This window comes from Bacillus sp. FSL R5-0709 (assembly GCF_038004785.1).
Lineage (GTDB): Bacteria > Bacillota > Bacilli > Bacillales > Bacillaceae_G > Bacillus_A > Bacillus_A mycoides.
On record NZ_JBBORT010000001.1, the window covers coordinates 4,687,786 to 4,705,291 of the forward strand.

The following is a 17,506-nucleotide window of genomic DNA, read 5'->3' on the forward strand; positions in this document are numbered from 1 at the left end:
TGGTGAAATAAGACAAGAAAAAAGTCTAGCGTTATTGCCACTAGACTATCTTTGTTTTAAATATTGTCCACGAAACACTTGCATCGTTTCGTCTTGATTTAACATCGTTAACTCTTCTTCCGAAAACTTGCCATTTCCTATTTTCACTATATACACATTTACTTTTTTCTTACCCCATTGGCTATAAACATCTTTCACCGTATCATAATATAAATCGAGACGATTTCCTTTTATAGCACCGCCCTTATCAGCTACAACACCATATCCGTAACCTGGCACGAATAGAATTGTCCCAAGCGGGAATACGCGTAAATCGGCAGCGATTGTGGAATATAAATCCCTTTTTGCTTTAACACCTGAATATGTAATGCCATACTCTGGATGCCCCGGCCTCTTTCCAGTCGACTCTATACCTGATGTATAACCAGTTGCAGTCATTTCTATAACACGATATTTAGACCAGTCATTTGCCTGCTCTAAAGCATTTATCACTTCTTTACTCGGAGCAACTTTTTTCTCAATTTCTGCTGCATGTACTTCTTTTACACTTGTTCCTTCATATAATTTTATAATCTCTAATAAAGAAACTCCTGTGAAAGCCTGCCATGTTACGCATAATGCGAATGCAAGTAAACAAGTCATCATAATGCGAATACAATATCGTTTTAACATTTTTATATTCCACACTCCTTCATCGTTAATCATTCCCTATACGATGAAGGAATATGCAAAAAAATAATCTCCAAATTGATTGGAGATTAAAACATTTGATATCCACTTTTTCGAAGTTTTTTAATTATGATTCCTGCTAAAGCAGCACCTACTAATCCAGTAGATAGAATAAACACATCTGCGTGTCCTAAATGCGATACACTTGTCCCAAATGAAGAAAATGTTTCTTTTGGCTTTGAAAAATAGTCCCATACACTCGCTTTATTAATAATAAGCATACAAATAATCGGATATACAATAACCATTACCCACGTAGCTCGCAAAATCATGTTGAGTAAAAATCCAATTCCAAAAAATAAAATAAAGAACAACATCATTGAAATAAGTAGTACCGGTATACTCACTTCTTCTCCCTCTCCTTCGCATACGCCGTAAACACATGATAAGCCGTATAACCAAATTGCTCTCCTGGATTTAATGTTTTGTCCATTTCAAAATGCGACTCTGCTCTTCCTTCTAATAAATATTTGATGAGTACAGAAGTATTTTGATCATCTGCAATATTTTCTGGATGTAAAAAAGCTACTTCCGACAATTCTTTCTCCTGTACGATAACGTCTTCTCCCTCTGGCTCTAGAAGAAAAATAATCATATTATCACTAATTTCATTATGAATAACACCTGAGCGAATACCAATAATCCCCTTTACATGAGCAACAATGCCTGTCTCTTCCAAAATTTCACGTTTCACAGCTTCATCAACAGTCTCGCCTTCATTAACAAAACCAGCAGGTAAAGACCATTGCCCTTTCAATCCACCGTATTTTTTCTTAACGAATAGCCATCTCCCATCTTCTGTAGCTACTAAGCCACTGACAGCTAACCACACTTTCCCTCGCTTCCCCATGATATAACCTCCTCCATCAAAACGAACAGAATATTCTTTCTTTTTTATATATTATACTATATTTTCAATACGAAAAAAGCAGAAACAGCTCATAGCCGTTTCTGCTTTTTCTACTATATATTAAAAGAACTTCAATTTACCTTTTTTAAGAACTAATAAAGGTCCGCCTAGTAAGAATAAGTAACGGTTGTCGATTACTTTCTTCATGAATGAAGCTTTCCAACCTGTTAACTTTTTACCCATAACAACGCCCATTGCATCGTCATGACCTAATGAACATACAGATCCTTTATTATCAAATGCGAACTTTTTCATTTCACCTTTGCCACGAACTAACACAGTTAAATTGTGTGCAATATTATAACCTTCTTGAATTGCAATCTGTGCTGTTGGTGGATATGGACGGTTAATCTCTTCGTTGATGATTAACGCTGCATCACCAACCATGAATACATCTTCATGACCTGGAGCGTGCATGTACTCATCCACTTTAATACGTCCGCGCATTGCTTCAAATCCAGACTCTTCCACAATACCATTACCACGAACACCTGCAGCCCAAACTACAGTTTCAGATTTAAGAAGTTCAGCATCATCACCGTTGGCAACGATAATACCTTCTTCAGTTGCTTCCTTAATTGCTGTACCGATGCGGAATTCTACACCTTTTTTCTCAAGTTGTTTTACAGCGTACTCTACTAATGCTGGATCGAAACCAGGAAGTGCTGTTGGAGCAGCTTCTACACAGATGATACGTGCTTTTTCACGTGGAACATCGTACTCTTTGCAAAGTTCAGGAATACGATTTGCAAGCTCACCTACGTACTCGATACCAGTAAATCCAGCGCCACCAACAACGATTGTTACTAACTCATCACGTTTTTCAGTCGCATATTGAGCGAATTTTTCTTCCATATGCTCACGAATTTGACGAGTTGCATTAATGTTAGTGATTGAGAATGCATGCTCTTTTAATCCTTTAATTCCGAACGTTTCTGATTCGAAACCAAGACCGATTACTAAGTAATCATACTCTAATTCACCATCTTTTAAGATAATACGTTTTTCAGCAGCTTTAATCTCTACTACTGTATCTTGTACAAAGTTCACTTTATTTGTATCGATAACGTCTTGAATATCTAGACAGATTTTATCATCTTGTAATGTACCAGCTGCACTCTCATGTAACCAAGTTGCTTGGTAGTGATAGCTGTTGTTGTTTACTAACGTAATTTCAGCTTCACTTACAGATAATGTTTTTTGCAGACGAACAGTCGTAATCATCCCGCCATAACCTGCACCTAAAACTACGATTTTTGGAGTCTTCACTAAATCACAACCCTTTTCTTTATATAATAGTAATAAAAAATAATACCAAGTACTAAAAACTCTATTTGTCAAGAATGTGGATTTTATCACATTCTATATCATAACAAAACGCAGTCAAAAAATCGTACGAAATTTGTCATAGAAATTTAACATAATACTTCCCTATATTAGTCGGTTTCATTCCATAATTCAAGCACCTAGAGAATTATCGATATTTTAAAATAACATAGCGTTTTCAAGGGTTTTTTAGCCTTTTTTTCATGTATTTTCCTTCCGTTGTATTTTATACGATTCTAAAACATCTATACGCAAACTTACTTATTATTCAGTCGTTTTCAGAAGTATTATTAACTGAAATATGCTATCATTTATTTGAAAGTGTCATCATTTGCAGGATTTTCGTGTACATATGAACAATATATGAAATCAATATTAAAATTCCATCTATAGGGGGAATGAAAGTGACAGAAAATCAAAAAGTTTACGACATAACGATTATTGGTGGTGGCCCAACAGGACTATTCACTGCATTTTATGGCGGAATGAGACAAGCAAGTGTAAAAATCATTGAAAGCTTACCTCAACTTGGAGGGCAATTATCCGCACTATATCCCGAAAAATATATTTATGATGTAGCTGGATTCCCAAAAGTGCGTGCACAAGAGTTAGTTGATAACTTAAAAGAGCAAATGAAAAAGTTCGATCCAACTATTTGCTTAGAAGAAGCTGTTGATACGCTTGAAAAACAAGCTGACGGTATATTTAAACTTGTTACAAATAAACAAACTCACTACTCTAAATCTGTCATCATTACTGCTGGCAATGGTGCTTTCCAACCACGCCGCTTAGAATTAGAAGGCACAGCAAAATACGAAAAGAAAAACTTACATTATTTCGTTGATGATATGAATAAATTTGCTGGAAAACGCGTCGTTGTATTCGGCGGCGGTGACTCAGCAGTAGATTGGACAATGATGTTAGAAACGATCGCGGACAAAGTTACAATTGTTCATCGCCGTGATAAATTCCGTGCACATGAACATAGCGTAGAAAGCTTAATGAATTCCCGTGCAGAAGTAAGCACACCTTACGTTCCAGTTGAACTCATCGGTGATGACACGATTGAACAAGTTGTCCTTCAGCACGTAAAAACAGAAGAAAAAGTTATCATCGATGTTGATGACGTAATCGTAAACTATGGCTTCGTTTCTTCGCTTGGTCCAATTAAAAATTGGGGCTTAGATATTCAAAAGAACAGCATCCTCGTGAACTCAAAAATGGAAACAAATATTCCTGGCATTTACGCTGCTGGTGACATTTGTACATATGAAGGAAAAGTAAAACTCATTGCTTGCGGCTTTGGTGAAGCACCGACAGCAGTAAACAATGCAAAAGCTTACTTCGATCCAAACGCAAAACTTCAACCAATGCATAGCTCAAGTATGTTTTAATATAGAAATGAAAAGAGCTCCTTTTACGTGAAAGGAGTTCTTTTGTTATAAAGATCCCTAATCCAAATTACCTCTCTTTCTTCACAGCTATGTACTTTAGAAAAAAATACCACATACTCCTAGAATATGTTACAATAAAACAGAACGTACGTTTCATTCAATGGAGGGGAATTTTATAATGAAAGAACCTATTATCATTAAGAAAGAAGCTTTCCAAGCAATCGGCGTTTCTATTACGACGACAAATGAAAAAGAGGCATCTACTGAAGGAAAAATCCCACAACTTTGGAACCAATACTTCCAAGAAAAAATCATGCATCAAATTCCAAATCAACAAACAAAAGAAACATTCGCTTTCTACTCAAACTACGAATCGGATGAAACTGGTACATATCAATTTACTATCGGCATGCCTGTTTCTTCATTAGAAGAAGTTCCTGAAAATATGACAACCTTAACAATACCTGCTGCTACGTATGCGGTATTTACAACGAGAAAAGGTCCTGTGTCTGAAGTCATTTGTGAAACTTGGGAATATATTTGGCAATGGTCGAAAGAAAACAAACGTGCTTTTACAACAGACTTTGAGCTTTATGACGAAAATGCAGTAGATCCAAATAACGTACAATTGGATATTTATATTGCTTTAGCCTGAATGACAAAAAAGAAGATACCCTTTGGTATCTTCTTTTTTGTCGTTAAATAGCCACTGTGCAAATTCATTATTATTGTCTACAATGAGAAAGTGCAGTATAGAAATATTAGAAACTGTATAAAGTGAAACTATACTCAGTGGGGGTTTTGTTCATCCCCCACTGAGTATTAGCCTTCACCAATCGGGCGTTTACGGGCAGCCCGACTCCCGCCTAACTTCTTTGCTCTAGCCAAATTTTGAGGTGGGAGTTTTACTGCCCGTTAACGCGGGATAAAACGATTGTTAATAGGTTTTTCAGTCTAAAATCGGTACATAGAAAGGAAGCAATATGGAGGAACTACAACAAAATAAATCTGCTTTAGAAGGAAGCGGAAAACCGTTATTAAAAAATACGAATTTCCTTTTTCTTTGGGCAGCTACTCTCTTTTCAAGCTTTGCTTTAGCCTTTTTTACTTTTTCACAAACATGGTACATAGCAAAAACATTAAACCTTGAGGCTTCACTCGGTATTGTTTTCGTGGCTCTTAGTGTTCCAAGGCTCATCTTTATGATTATCGGCGGAGCATTAGCTGATAAATTCCCGAAAAAAAATATCATGTTTTACTCTAATATTATTCGCGCTATTCTTGTCGCAACTATTCTCACCTGGTTCATCGTCGGTGATGTAACACTATATACATTTGCTTTATTCGCATTGTTCTTCGGACTTGCTGACGCTTTCTTCTGGTCAGCAGATGGATCTATTCTGCCTGAACTTGTAGAAAAGAGCCGTTTAACACAAGCAAATTCACTTACTCAAATGACAAACCAAGCATCTGTCATTTTAGGACCTGTACTTGGCGGTATTCTCATTAAATTTACGAACTATGAAACAATTTTTTCAATTACAATCCTGCTACTCATTATCGCTGCAATACTCGTTCAAAAAATACAATTTACCGTACCCGAAAAAAATGAAACAGATAAAGGCATGTTTACTTCTATTAAAGAGGGAATTTTATATGTAAAAGAATCACCATTTCTTTCAACTTTCCTTATATGTAGCGCCTTTTTAAACTTATTTTTAATCGGCCCAATGCAAGTAGGATTTCCGCTCTTCGTAAAAAACGTTCTGCACGGTGATTCACTTCAGTTTAGTTACTTAGAAGCGTCTGTTGGCGGCGGGATGGCGATAGGAGCTGTCATTGTCGGATTAAAAAATATTAATCGTAGACGTGGACTATTTTGCATTATCATGATGCTACTGTCTGGTGTATTCTTCCTAGCCATCAATTTTAGCACCGTACTTTGGCAAGCGTTATTAGCTGGAATGTTTTACGGTATTACAATCGCAATGGCAATTGTTCCACTTATGGCGATGATTCAGTCGACAGTAAAAGAAGAAATGATGGGACGCGTAATGAGCCTACTCATGCTTTCATCGATGGGATTCATTCCGCTCTCTTACGCATTTACATCGCTTGCACTTGGAATCGGCATTCCAATTGTAACGGTTATGAAAAGCGGTGCAATCGCTGTTATCGTCTTTGTACTATTTGTAGCAATTCGTGTTCCAGTTGTAAGAAAGTTCGATTAGCTCTTAGAGTCATGTATTATATGCATGACTCTTTTTTAAATGGATCGAATAACGGTATTCCCTTACTTCTCCTTAATGCCGCTCCCCACTCTAATCCAATTTCTAAAAATAAATCTCGCATCGTACTATACAATAGTGCTCCAACATCTTTACGAATTTCTCCGTACTTATACGCTCTCACAACACTTTTCACCCGCCAAATTAAATTTCCATACGCTTCTTCATCAGCTAATATCCCCTCTAATAAAGCACCTTGCTCTAGTAATCCGCTCTTTTTATAAGCAAGTTCCACCTTACTCCAAAATATATTAATCTTCTTCGGATTACTCGTCATCGGCACCAGTGCGTATATAAAAGGCTTCGGTATATCGTGACGACAATACGTTTCATCAAGCTCGTACGTTACTTTTCTTTTCTCTTTTATTTGTGGAATGTTTTTAGAAAGAATTGTTTCCCCCTCATTTTTTTGCTCGTTTCCACTACAGCCATCTGTACGATCATCACTTTCACATGCGGACATTTTCATACGGTCATCCATGCGGTCAATTGCAGATTTAAGAAATACATATAAGTTTGCACTATATCCCCCGCGCTTATATCTTTCTTTTGTTGCAATACGTTTTATAATCCCTAGTTCTTCTAACTTTGCAATCGAGCGGCGTACCGTACGAATACTCTTTCCAACATTTGTAGCAATCGTCTCCATTAATGGACAAGCAACACCAACTGTTTTTTGTTTCTCATTCACCGCATACTTTCCTAAAAAATGAATAATGATAGAATCCGTTTTATTCAATTGAAATCGATAGCACTTCAAAACTTGTTTTTGATATGTATTAAACTCTTCTTTACTTCGAAATTGACTATATGGTTTCATTAAATTATATAAGCTTCCCATTTTTATCACCTCACTTATAGGTAAGAAATAGGAAGAGAAATTGGCGTGATATTTAATATTTTTTATCCCGCATTAACGGGCAGTAAGACTCCCACCTCCAGATTCGGCGAATGCGAGGAGGTTAGGTGGGAGATCAACTGCCCGTAAAAGCCCGATTGGTTCAACTAATAATCAGTGGGGGATGGACAAAACCCCCACTGATTAAATTTTCACTTTATTGGAGATGAAAATATGATTGTAATTAGTGCTTGTTTAGGTGGTATTGCTTGTCGTTATGACGGTAACGATAATCTCGTTTCACAAATAGAAGAGTTATTACAAAGGGAAGACACCATCCTCGTTTGTCCCGAAGTATTAGGCGGTTTACCAACACCACGCCCTTCTGCTGAAATTATCGGCGGTAATGGCGATGATGTTTTAGATGGAAAAGCAAAAGTAATGACGAAAGAAGGACAAGATGTCACGGAAGCTTTCGTGCGTGGTGCTTATAAAGCATTAGAACAAATAAAAGATTTAAACCCAGAATATATAATTTTAAAAGAACGCAGTCCATCTTGTGGTAGTTCTACTATTTACACAGGGGAATTTAACGGCAATAAACAAACTGGTTACGGAGTGACAACTGCTTTATTTAAAAGACACGGATTTAAAGTCATTTCAGAAGAGGATTTTGAAAGTAAAAAAAGGAATTGACCCTGTTCGTCAATTCCTTTTCCATCCGTCTTATTTCACACCTAATTTTTCTTTCACTTTCGCAGGAAGCTCGTCTTTCTTCACTTCTTCCCAAGCAGATACACCCTTTTTATCTGAATGATATACACGTAGGAATGCTTCTTTACGAAGATTTTTTTGCGCTATGAATTCTAATTCTTTCTCTTTACCGTCTTTATCAAAACCAGTTAGCTTATATTGATAATCTTTAAACGTCTCACCATTATCAGCTTTACTATGATATTCTTTTCCATCTACTGTAATTTGAACGTAATACTCATCTTTACCCATACGGTTTAAATCACAGCCAACTAATAGGCTTGCAAATACGACTAAAATACTAAAAAGTGCAATATATCTTTTCAATTCCTTCACCTCATATGTTTTTCTTATATTGTTATCTTAAGGCCTTCGCTTTAAAGAAGAAATTCAAAAACATGACATAAACATTACACTTTTGTAAGATAGTAAATTAAAACTTTAATCAGTGTTTTTTCATTGAAAACGTTATTGACACTCATCTAGCCTAGTCATGACAATCTATTAACGCCAATAACGTCTTCCACGCCAATTTTTCCACTTGTCACGAATCTTATCACGTAATTTCCTTATACCGCTTATTACACCCTCTATTACGCACTCTATTATGATATCTATTACAATGTAACTTACAAATTTAGTTATAGGTTTAATCACATATCTCCCTACGAATTCAAAAACATCGTCAATCTTGCGTCCCCTCCCGCTCGTACAAAAAACTGCTACTTCCCATTCTTTTTGCGCAATCTACGTTCTGTTACAACCGCTGCGCCTACTGCAGTAGCTATCAACAAAAATAGTACGGCGATAGCGTCCACAATGAGGCTATTGAATTTGGATGAAACCCCAACAAATACTAACGCTATCGTTAATACTGCTAGCATAATTATCGTTATCTTATCTTCGTTCATCATTGTCCTCTCCGATTACTCACGGTTCTCTCTCCAAGACTTTATAAAGCCACCGACAACTTTACTGCAATTGTTCCCGTAATTAATTTATTATCGTTGTAATCCATCTTCTACTACCTGCGTAACAGTTCCATTTGGTTCGAAGATTACACGTAATGTTCCTTCGCCGCCATAACCGGTATAGCCGTATACTGAATACGATTTATATTTCTCAATCATACGTGGCTGTCCAATCGCAGCTTTTACTTGATTCGCAGGCATACCTTTTTTGATTTTCAAATAGTGATTATAGTCTACTTCCGCCGAATCGTTATTTACATCTTTATACCACGGTACGCGGTCGTTTTTTTCTTCATATTCCTTTACAGGCTCTTCACTGCTTTTCGTAGATACCGGACTCTCTTTATCCGCATCCCTTATAGCAGTGCGTTCAATATTCACAACGTAACCATATGTATTTAATTCAACCATAATTTCATATGTACCATCCGTATCCTTTTCAGTATAAAACACGCGTTTTTCCTTGTTATTATAATGTTTTATGTTCTCACCACCGTAGTTAATCTTGTTAAGGATATCCGTATATGTCATGCCTTCCTCAATCTTTTCGGCTTCGTCACGAGAAATATAACGCTTCTGTGACGATGTAGCGTCCTCATATTTAATGCTGTCACGTTCACTCGTAGTCATAGGGGTTTCCTTCTGTTCTTTTAGTACTTCCGCTTCCGATTTCACTTGTTGCTTTGCCCCCGCTTTTGTTAACACGTCTGTATCGTTAGAACAAGCTCCAAATATTGATGCTGTAACCAACGTCATCCCTAATACCAGTACTTTCTTAAATGACTTCATTGTAATTCCTCCGGTAGTTTTTAATTTCTAGTAATCAGCGTATTTTAATTAATATGGAACGAGTCAGTTCTATACAATTCGATATAGCCTGCACCTTCATGCATCCTCTTTAGCCTTCTTCTTGCATGTATTCGTTATCTTTGTCATGCTCTTTTTCTTTTTAGCGCAAAAGAAAAGACCTTCCTAACGATTTGGTTTCATCGCTAAGAAGGTCTTTATATGCAACCTACCCATTCAATTTCCACTTAGAATAAAGGGATGAAAAAACTTAGCAATCTTCTGGCTTACCAGCATTCGACGCTGTACGGAAAGATGATCCGCATCCACATGATGCGATCGCGTTTGGATTGTCGATTGTGAATCCGCCGCCAAGCATAGATTGCTTATAGTCAACTTTCACTCCCTTTACAATCGGAGCACTTTCTTTATCGATAACAAATTCAACACCGAAAAACTCAAGAACTGTGTCGTCTTCTTTTGGTTCTACTTCAAATCCTAAGCCGTAAGAAAGACCACTACATCCGCCGCCATGTACAGCAAGGCGCACGTACTTCTCTCCATCTTCAGCATCTTTTAACATATCTTTAATTTGAAAAGCTGCTTGTTCTGTTACTTCAATCATGAAATACACCATCCTTTCTGTTCTCATTCTATTATACATCTTTACGCTTCTATCTTGTACTCATACACTCCGCGGCAAATTATTTCCGCAGGTCCTTTCATTAATACATTTCCTTCTTCTGTCCATGCGATCATTAAGTCGCCGCCTGCTAAGTGAACCGTAATTTCTTTACCGTGTTCCATTTTCCCATTTAAAATTGCCGCAACGACAGCTGCGCATGCTCCTGTCCCGCAAGCTTGTGTTACACCAGATCCTCGTTCCCAAACGCGGAAATTCATCTCTTCATCATTCAAAATCTCGATGAATTCAACATTCACTCGCTCTGGGAACATTTCATGCGTCTCAAGAACCGGTCCTAACGTTGTAAGAGGCGCTTTTTCTACATCATCAACAAAAATAACCGCATGTGGATTCCCCATTGAAACAGCTGTAAATGCATAACGGTGATTATTGTATAAGAAGTTCTCACGAATAAATGGTGTCTCTCCTTCACCAAGCATCGGTATCTCTTCACGTGTTAAACGAGGTGCTCCCATGTCGATTTTCGCTAATGTAACTTTGTCATCTTCTACCGTTACTTCTGCCGTAACAATACCCGCTAACGTTTCAATTGTGAAAACTTTACCTTCTACTAGTTTATGCTCATACGCATATTTCGCTACGCAGCGTAAACCATTTCCACAGCTCTTTCCTTCTGAGCCATCGTTATTAAACATGCGCATTTTTACTGGTGCCACGTCAGAAGGACAAATTAAAATCATTCCATCTGCACCAATACCAGTATTAATATTTGAAACCTTTTCCGCTACAATTGCTAAATCTTCTTCTCTAATTTGTTCCTCAAACATATTTACATATATATAACTATTTCCAAGACCATGCATTTTTGTAAAAGAAAATTGGCTCATTTTTATTCACTCCAAAAATAATTTATTATTTCAAGTATAAAATGCATGCTTTTAGAACACAATATGAATGTCCCCCGTTTCTCATATTTGACAGTGTTTTGGCAATAGGCCGTTCTTACACAAATCGTGTAAGAAAAAAGCCCTTCTAAAAGGGCTTTTTTTTTTTCGAAATAAACACTCCTAATAAAGTGAAACTTTAATCAGTGGGGGACGGGCAACAGGGCTTCAACCTAACTTCTTTGCTTCAGCTGAATTTTGAGGTGGGAGTCTTACTGCCCGCAAATAGCGGGATAAATGAAAAAAGAAAAACGTTGCCTGTTTGCAACGCTTTAAAACATTGGATTTTCATCCATATAATCATATACATTATTTACAAGTTCTTCTACTGTTGCACCTTGTACCACTTCACCATTTACAAGTGCAAATGGACCTTCAAAACAGATGCCACAATATCCTAAACAACCATATTCCATTACGTCTAAATTAGGATCTTTTTCTAATTTTTCTAAAGCTGCTTGCGAACCGCTTGCAAGGTTACCTACACAAAATTCGATTAATGGTTTAATCAAAACTCTCTCCCCCCTGTATCTCTAAACAAATTACCATTTACTTTATATGGTATGTGCATACCTAATTTGCGAAACGGATAAGTAACCCTCTCTACTTGTTACCATTCCACTTTATTTATAAGAAGAAAACTAAGCTGTTTCTTGTTGTTTTCGTTATATATTCTAAACTATTTAGTTACTTCACTATTTCACTTCATAATAGATGGTCTTCTTTATATAACATACTACTCATAATGAAATAGTAAATAGTAACTAGAAAATGAAAACCACTTACTTTACTTTTCTTCTTATTGTACAACAGAGTATTCATTCATGCATTGTTATTTGTTCACAAATTCGATATAATTTGATTGTGTAAAGTCAAAATATTTTATTAATATAAAATTGTATGATTAGGGGATATTTCAACAGAAAAGGGGTAATCCATCATGAAACACCTCGTACTACTAGGTGGTGGCTACGGTGGAATGAGAATTCTGCAGCGGCTACTTCCAAGCAACCAACTTCCAGATGATGTACAAGTGACATTAATCGACAAAGTACCATATCATTGCTTTAAAACTGAATATTATGCATTAGTTGCGGGTACAATTTCAGAAACGCATATTCGCATACCGTTTCCTGAGCACCCACGTCTCAATATTCAATACGGAACAGTAACAAATATTGACCTCGAAACGAAAGCCGTTCATCTCGATGGCGGTGAAACGATTCAATATGATGATTTAATTATCGGGCTTGGCTGTGAAGATAAATATCATAACGTTCCTGGGGCAAAGGAATATACACATAGCCTACAATCAATTGAACAAACACGTAAGACATATGAACAATTAAATAGCTTAGAACCAAATGCAACAGTAGCTGTCGTTGGGGCTGGTTTAAGCGGCGTTGAAGTGGCAAGTGAACTTCGCGAAAGCCGTTCGGATTTAAAAATCTATTTATTTGATCGAAAAGATAGAATTTTATTCCCATATCCAGAGAAATTAAGTAGATACGTAGAAGAATGGTTTGTAAAACATAAAGTTACCATTATACGAAACTCTAACATTACAAAAGTGGAACCAAACATTGTATACAACCATGATGAACCACTTGAATGTGATGCAATCGTCTGGACAGCTGGTATTCAAGCAAATGAAGTTGTTCGAAACCTTCCAGTAGAACAAGATGGTAGCGGACGGGTTGTTTTAACGAAATATCACAATATTCCAAATAACGAGCACGTTTATGTCGTAGGAGATTGTGCCGCACTTCCACACGCACCATCTGCTCAACTTGCTGAAGGTCAAGGAGAACAAATTGTCCAAATATTATTAAAACGTTGGAATAATGAACCCCTTCCTGATGAACTGCCTGTTATTAAATTAAAAGGTGTTCTCGGTTCTCTCGGCAAAAAACATGGATTTGGTTTACTAGCAAACCAACCATTAATGGGACGTGTACCGAGATTATTAAAATCCGGTCTTCTTTGGATGTACAAATATCATAACGGTTAATACTTTAAAGGCTGCCTACATAGTAGACAGCCTTTTTCTATTCATTTTTTGTAACTACTCAGTCATTCTATGAAAAACCGACAAAAAAGCATTTTTTTAAATGGTCGAAAGGGACTGGCTATGTATAGGATCCGTCAGTGCCTTTTCCTGCCACGCGCAAAGTTTTAAAACAAAGAAAAAAGATGTTCCTTCTAAAGAGACTTTATTTTTCTATTTTTCTCTCTTTTTGATACGATATAACTAGAATCAGAAAGGAGCAATTTATGTTTATATTAAAAGACATCACATATAAAGATATTCTACACATTCCTTATTTACAGATTCAAAAAGAAAAAACAACTTGTATTATCGGTGAAAGTGGTAGTGGTAAAAGCACATTACTTCGCATGTTAAACGATTTACAATCACCAACATCTGGCACAATTGAATATAACGGAAAATCTATTTTAGATTATCCTCCCATTCAATTACGCCGTGAAGTTGTCATGCTCGGACAAACTCCGCCTATTTTTGATGGAACAATTAAAGATAATTTATTAATGGGGCTTCGATTTTCTGAAAAGCCATTTCCAAATGACGACGCCCTGCAAGGCGCATTAACGACTGTTAGCCTAGATAAAAAATTAGAAGATAACGCCTCTTCTTTATCAGGTGGCGAAAAACAAAGACTTGCTTTCGCTCGTATTATACTAATGGATCCGCCCGTCTATTTATTAGATGAACCAACTTCGGCGCTAGATGGTGACACAGAACGCCGCGTTATGAAACAATTTACTATGCTAGCAAGAGAAAAGAAAAAAACAGTTATCTTCATCACGCACTCGCAACAACTTCCAGAAGAAATCGCAGACGATATTATTGAAATTAGTAAAACAAACGGTGCAACTAGAAAGGAAGTGCTATCAATTGAAGGGCGTTATTGAACTACAAATTTGGCAACTTGCAGCTGCATATATTTTCATCCTTATTTTAATCGGGCTTGTGAAATTAAAAGGAATACCGCGTGAGAAACAAATTACAATTGCTACATTACGTATGACAATTCAGCTCGTACTAGTCGCATATGTTCTTACATACATATTTGAAAATAGTAATCCGTTTTATACAATAGCTCTCATTACTTCTATTACTACCTTTGCGATTTTCAATATTTATAAACGAGTTAATATTCCAATGTCAAAAGAATTAAAACGAGTAGCTGCCCTCTCCATGATTGCTGGATCAATTGGCCCTCTTCTACTATTTATCTTTGTCATTATCGGACACGATCCTTGGTATGCTCCGCAGTATATCGTTCCTATTGCCGGCATGCTAATCGGTAATGCTATGACAGGTATTTGCCTCGGGGCAAACACCTTTTTAAACAGTATGAAATCACAAAGAGACCATATTGAAGGTGCACTTATGCTTGGCGCAACTCCAAAACAAGCAGCTGCTCCGCTCATACGGGACGCTTTCGATTCTGCTATTTTACCAACAATTAATTCCATGGTCGGAATGGGAATTATAAGTCTTCCCGGCATGATGACAGGACAAATTTTATCCGGTGTATCACCATTTACAGCTATCCAATATCAAATTGCGATTATACTTGGCATTTCTGGAAGTACAGCTTTCTCTGTTATTATCTTCTTACAGCTTGGGTATAAAACGTTCTTTAATAAGCGGTGCCAGTTGAAAGAAGTTGAAGTACAATCATAAAAAAGACGCTCTGCAAGTTACTTACAGAGCGTCTTTTTTCTTTGCTAATCTTACGCTTTCTTAACGAACTGTGATTTTAACTTCATAGCTCCGAAACCGTCGATTTTGCAATCAATATCGTGATCTCCCTCAACTAGACGGATACTCTTTACTTTCGTACCAATCTTTACAACTGAAGAAGTTCCTTTTACTTTTAAATCTTTAATTACAGTAACAGCATCGCCATCTTGAAGAACGTTTCCATTCGCATCTTTTACAACTTTTGCACCATCATTACTTTCAGCTTCCGCTTCTTGACCCCACTCATGGGCACATTCTGGACATACGAAAAGAGCGCCATCCTCATACGTATATTCTGAATTACATTTTGGACAATTTGGTAAAGTAGCCATAAATTCATTTCCTCCGTTCATTATTTATACGTAAAAATCAAATCGGATTTTTACATGTCGATAAATAAAATTTGTATAGCATTTCTTTATACTGCCATAGTCTCACGTTATTGACAAGCCTACCTCAAATTCTCATTTTTTATTGTATTTTACAAAATTTCAATTAGTATGGCGTTTGTTTACTAATGTTTTTCTCTTCTTGTTACATATCCTTTCTCATAAATAAAAAGAAGAATCTTCATTAGACTCTTCTTTTTGCGATACATCATTATCTATTTATATTAATACCAGGCATTTTCTTCAATATAAAATTGATACTCTTCTGCTTCTTCTTCATTTAACTTTTTATCGTTTAAATAAATTTCTTTCCATTCAAATCTCTGTTTATCTAAATACACAGCGAACTTAACCTTTACATCCTTTTTTTCCTCATAATCATAACCAGTAAATTCTACTATATCAAAACGTCCTTCTTTTTTTACATACGTCCATTTTGGATCATCAGTAAAAACTTCCAATGTAATCCCTTCATCACTTAAACGAACTACATCTTTTATATTTGGTTCCGTCGATAAATACGATAACCCATAACCAGCTGCACCAAATACTACAAATAATAACGCATTTAATCCAAGCATAATCCCAACATGAGTGCCACCCTTTGTTTGGAAGTAATAATTGTGTTGTGCATCAGATAACTCTTTTGCCTTATGTAAAACACGAACTGTATGCTTGTAATATAAACGATTCCCTTGCCATCCAGTAAATAGCATAGTTCCGAAATAAACAATAAAATCGATCCACATCGGGATATCTATAAAAACAGAGGTAATTAAAGTAGGAACTCCTACTAATGCAATAATAATAAATAATTTATACATCTTGCGATAAGCTAACCACAATAATGGGAAGAAAAAGGCTATCCAGTTCCAACTATTTCCCTTCTCGGGATCTTTTGCTTTCCCCCACTTAAAGTCGTAATATGCAGTATTATTTCTCACAACTTTATGTAACTCTTTAGGAGCTATCGCTTCCTGTAAAACAGTGTCCTTCACGTACATCATCCTTCTCTTATTTCTATATAACTTTATTGTATATCTATAAAAAGAAGGAATCTAACAAAAAATAGTTATATTTCATAAAAATGAACAAAAATCGAATACATTCCGACAATTATCCATTCTATATTCCATTTTACTATTAAATATATTAGAATACTCATATATAAGATATTTAATACACTACGTTAAACATCTTGTATATTCGCAAAAAAGGATGTATCAAAATCATTTTGAAACACCCTTCTCCTATTAAACTACTATTGTAATATGACCTAGCCTAAAATCTCGACTTAAGAGACTTCACAAATTAGCTCTCTACTATTTCAAACATATTTCCACTTACACAACTATCCCACATTACCCTTCACTTTCTCAATAACATCTTCTATACGTTTAGCTATACATTCTGGCTCCCAATCTCCCTCACCATGCATAGCTGTATAAACCGGACAATTCTCATCATTACTATCTACAAAGATCGGGTCTCCGAGATAAGAATCTATCCCAATTACAATCCACCCGTCTTTCCAATCTCCCTCTTCATTTCCGACTAAGTTTTGCCCTCCCTCATCAAAGCTATAACCAAGTTGTCCTTCTTCTATTTCTTCACTATTAAATAATTCGATTGTCATAGGTTCAAATTCACACTCTAACTCAATTTCATTATCCTCAGCGCGATCTACATGTGCTAAAAGTTGTTTAATTTTATTGTGGTTAATCATAATATCTTCTCCATTAGATCTTTTTAAAATTTAA

The 17,506-nt window shown here is 36.2% G+C and carries 22 protein-coding genes; 7 read left to right on the forward strand and 15 right to left on the reverse strand.

Going from position 1 to position 17,506, the window contains the following annotated elements:
- Nucleotides 1-45: 45 nt before the first annotated feature.
- The 4 genes from MKX37_RS24190 to MKX37_RS24205 form a co-directional block, all read right to left on the reverse strand.
- Nucleotides 46-672 (reverse strand): 3D domain-containing protein, encoded by a 627-nt coding sequence (locus MKX37_RS24190; RefSeq protein WP_002129706.1) that lies wholly within the window; start codon nt 670-672, stop codon nt 46-48.
- A gap of 86 nt (nt 673-758) precedes the next feature.
- Nucleotides 759-1,076 (reverse strand): YuiB family protein, encoded by a 318-nt coding sequence (locus MKX37_RS24195; RefSeq protein ID WP_002089308.1) that lies wholly within the window; start codon nt 1,074-1,076, stop codon nt 759-761.
- Nucleotides 1,073-1,579 (reverse strand): NUDIX hydrolase, encoded by a 507-nt coding sequence (locus MKX37_RS24200; RefSeq protein ID WP_002015875.1) that lies wholly within the window; start codon nt 1,577-1,579, stop codon nt 1,073-1,075. The genes MKX37_RS24195 and MKX37_RS24200 overlap by 4 nt, the downstream gene beginning before the upstream one ends.
- Before the next feature lie 120 nt (nt 1,580-1,699).
- Nucleotides 1,700-2,908, reverse strand: coding sequence for an NAD(P)/FAD-dependent oxidoreductase (locus tag MKX37_RS24205; RefSeq protein ID WP_002067919.1), 1,209 nt, complete (start codon nt 2,906-2,908; stop codon nt 1,700-1,702).
- A 461-nt stretch (nt 2,909-3,369) separates the two neighbouring features.
- Here MKX37_RS24205 and MKX37_RS24210 point away from each other — a divergent pair, with 461 nt between their 5' ends.
- The 3 genes from MKX37_RS24210 (at nt 3,370) to MKX37_RS24220 (ending at nt 6,590) form a co-directional block, all read left to right on the forward strand.
- A complete protein-coding gene (locus MKX37_RS24210) occupies nt 3,370-4,359 on the forward strand; it encodes an NAD(P)/FAD-dependent oxidoreductase (RefSeq protein WP_033734311.1) in 990 nt (329 codons plus the stop codon).
- 178 nt (nt 4,360-4,537) lie between these two features.
- Nucleotides 4,538-5,014 carry a GyrI-like domain-containing protein gene (locus MKX37_RS24215; protein ID WP_078422105.1) on the forward strand — a complete coding sequence of 159 codons (477 nt, stop codon included), beginning with the start codon at nt 4,538-4,540 and terminating at the stop codon, nt 5,012-5,014.
- Between the two features lie 328 nt (nt 5,015-5,342).
- The gene (locus MKX37_RS24220; RefSeq protein WP_003192140.1) at nt 5,343-6,590 is read left to right on the forward strand and encodes an MFS transporter; all 1,248 of its coding nucleotides are present in this window, start codon (nt 5,343-5,345) and stop codon (nt 6,588-6,590) included.
- 16 nt (nt 6,591-6,606) lie between these two features.
- Here the strand turns inward: MKX37_RS24220 and MKX37_RS24225 are convergent, their stop codons facing one another.
- The gene (locus tag MKX37_RS24225; RefSeq protein WP_078203759.1) at nt 6,607-7,488 is read right to left on the reverse strand and encodes a helix-turn-helix domain-containing protein; all 882 of its coding nucleotides are present in this window, start codon (nt 7,486-7,488) and stop codon (nt 6,607-6,609) included.
- Nucleotides 7,489-7,719: 231 nt separating this feature from the next.
- On the opposite strand from MKX37_RS24225, the gene MKX37_RS24230 reads away from it, so the two are divergent.
- A complete protein-coding gene (locus tag MKX37_RS24230; protein WP_002089319.1) occupies nt 7,720-8,181 on the forward strand; it encodes a DUF523 domain-containing protein in 462 nt (153 codons plus the stop codon).
- Between the two features lie 30 nt (nt 8,182-8,211).
- Here the strand turns inward: MKX37_RS24230 and MKX37_RS24235 are convergent, their stop codons facing one another.
- The 7 genes from MKX37_RS24235 to MKX37_RS24265 form a co-directional block, all read right to left on the reverse strand.
- Complete coding sequence (locus MKX37_RS24235; protein ID WP_050001071.1) at nt 8,212-8,565, reverse strand: YxeA family protein; 354 nt, start codon at nt 8,563-8,565, stop codon at nt 8,212-8,214.
- Nucleotides 8,566-8,742: 177 nt separating this feature from the next.
- A complete protein-coding gene (locus tag MKX37_RS24240; RefSeq protein ID WP_078203757.1) occupies nt 8,743-8,928 on the reverse strand; it encodes a hypothetical protein in 186 nt (61 codons plus the stop codon).
- Nucleotides 8,929-8,960: 32 nt separating this feature from the next.
- Complete coding sequence (locus MKX37_RS24245; protein WP_002166530.1) at nt 8,961-9,152, reverse strand: hypothetical protein; 192 nt, start codon at nt 9,150-9,152, stop codon at nt 8,961-8,963.
- 87 nt (nt 9,153-9,239) lie between these two features.
- Nucleotides 9,240-9,998 (reverse strand): hypothetical protein, encoded by a 759-nt coding sequence (locus tag MKX37_RS24250; RefSeq protein WP_002129714.1) that lies wholly within the window; start codon nt 9,996-9,998, stop codon nt 9,240-9,242.
- Nucleotides 9,999-10,266: 268 nt separating this feature from the next.
- Nucleotides 10,267-10,620: a HesB/IscA family protein gene (locus MKX37_RS24255; RefSeq protein WP_002034566.1), complete on the reverse strand. Its 354-nt coding sequence runs from the start codon at nt 10,618-10,620 to the stop codon at nt 10,267-10,269.
- 41 nt (nt 10,621-10,661) lie between these two features.
- Entirely contained in the window at nt 10,662-11,528 is an 867-nt protein-coding gene (dapF, locus tag MKX37_RS24260) for a diaminopimelate epimerase (RefSeq protein ID WP_002015893.1), read from the reverse strand.
- Between the two features lie 329 nt (nt 11,529-11,857).
- Nucleotides 11,858-12,097 (reverse strand): YuzB family protein, encoded by a 240-nt coding sequence (locus MKX37_RS24265; protein WP_002015892.1) that lies wholly within the window; start codon nt 12,095-12,097, stop codon nt 11,858-11,860.
- Nucleotides 12,098-12,525: 428 nt separating this feature from the next.
- Here MKX37_RS24265 and MKX37_RS24270 point away from each other — a divergent pair, with 428 nt between their 5' ends.
- The 3 genes from MKX37_RS24270 (at nt 12,526) to MKX37_RS24280 (ending at nt 15,297) form a co-directional block, all read left to right on the forward strand.
- Nucleotides 12,526-13,596 carry an NAD(P)/FAD-dependent oxidoreductase gene (locus MKX37_RS24270; RefSeq protein WP_002015890.1) on the forward strand — a complete coding sequence of 357 codons (1,071 nt, stop codon included), beginning with the start codon at nt 12,526-12,528 and terminating at the stop codon, nt 13,594-13,596.
- Nucleotides 13,597-13,859: 263 nt separating this feature from the next.
- Nucleotides 13,860-14,519 carry an ABC transporter ATP-binding protein gene (locus MKX37_RS24275; protein WP_002129718.1) on the forward strand — a complete coding sequence of 220 codons (660 nt, stop codon included), beginning with the start codon at nt 13,860-13,862 and terminating at the stop codon, nt 14,517-14,519.
- Nucleotides 14,503-15,297: an ABC transporter permease gene (locus MKX37_RS24280; protein WP_002129719.1), complete on the forward strand. Its 795-nt coding sequence runs from the start codon at nt 14,503-14,505 to the stop codon at nt 15,295-15,297. The genes MKX37_RS24275 and MKX37_RS24280 overlap by 17 nt, the downstream gene beginning before the upstream one ends.
- A 50-nt stretch (nt 15,298-15,347) precedes the next feature.
- Here the strand turns inward: MKX37_RS24280 and phnA are convergent, their stop codons facing one another.
- The 3 genes from phnA to MKX37_RS24295 form a co-directional block, all read right to left on the reverse strand.
- Complete coding sequence (gene phnA, locus MKX37_RS24285; RefSeq protein WP_002089332.1) at nt 15,348-15,689, reverse strand: alkylphosphonate utilization operon protein PhnA; 342 nt, start codon at nt 15,687-15,689, stop codon at nt 15,348-15,350.
- Nucleotides 15,690-15,970: 281 nt separating this feature from the next.
- On the reverse strand, nt 15,971-16,744 hold the full coding sequence (locus tag MKX37_RS24290; protein WP_078422108.1) for a DUF2628 domain-containing protein: 774 nt from the start codon (nt 16,742-16,744) through the stop codon (nt 15,971-15,973).
- 353 nt (nt 16,745-17,097) lie between these two features.
- On the reverse strand, nt 17,098-17,472 hold the full coding sequence (locus tag MKX37_RS24295) for a hypothetical protein (RefSeq protein WP_078422104.1): 375 nt from the start codon (nt 17,470-17,472) through the stop codon (nt 17,098-17,100).
- Nucleotides 17,473-17,506 lie beyond the last annotated feature (34 nt).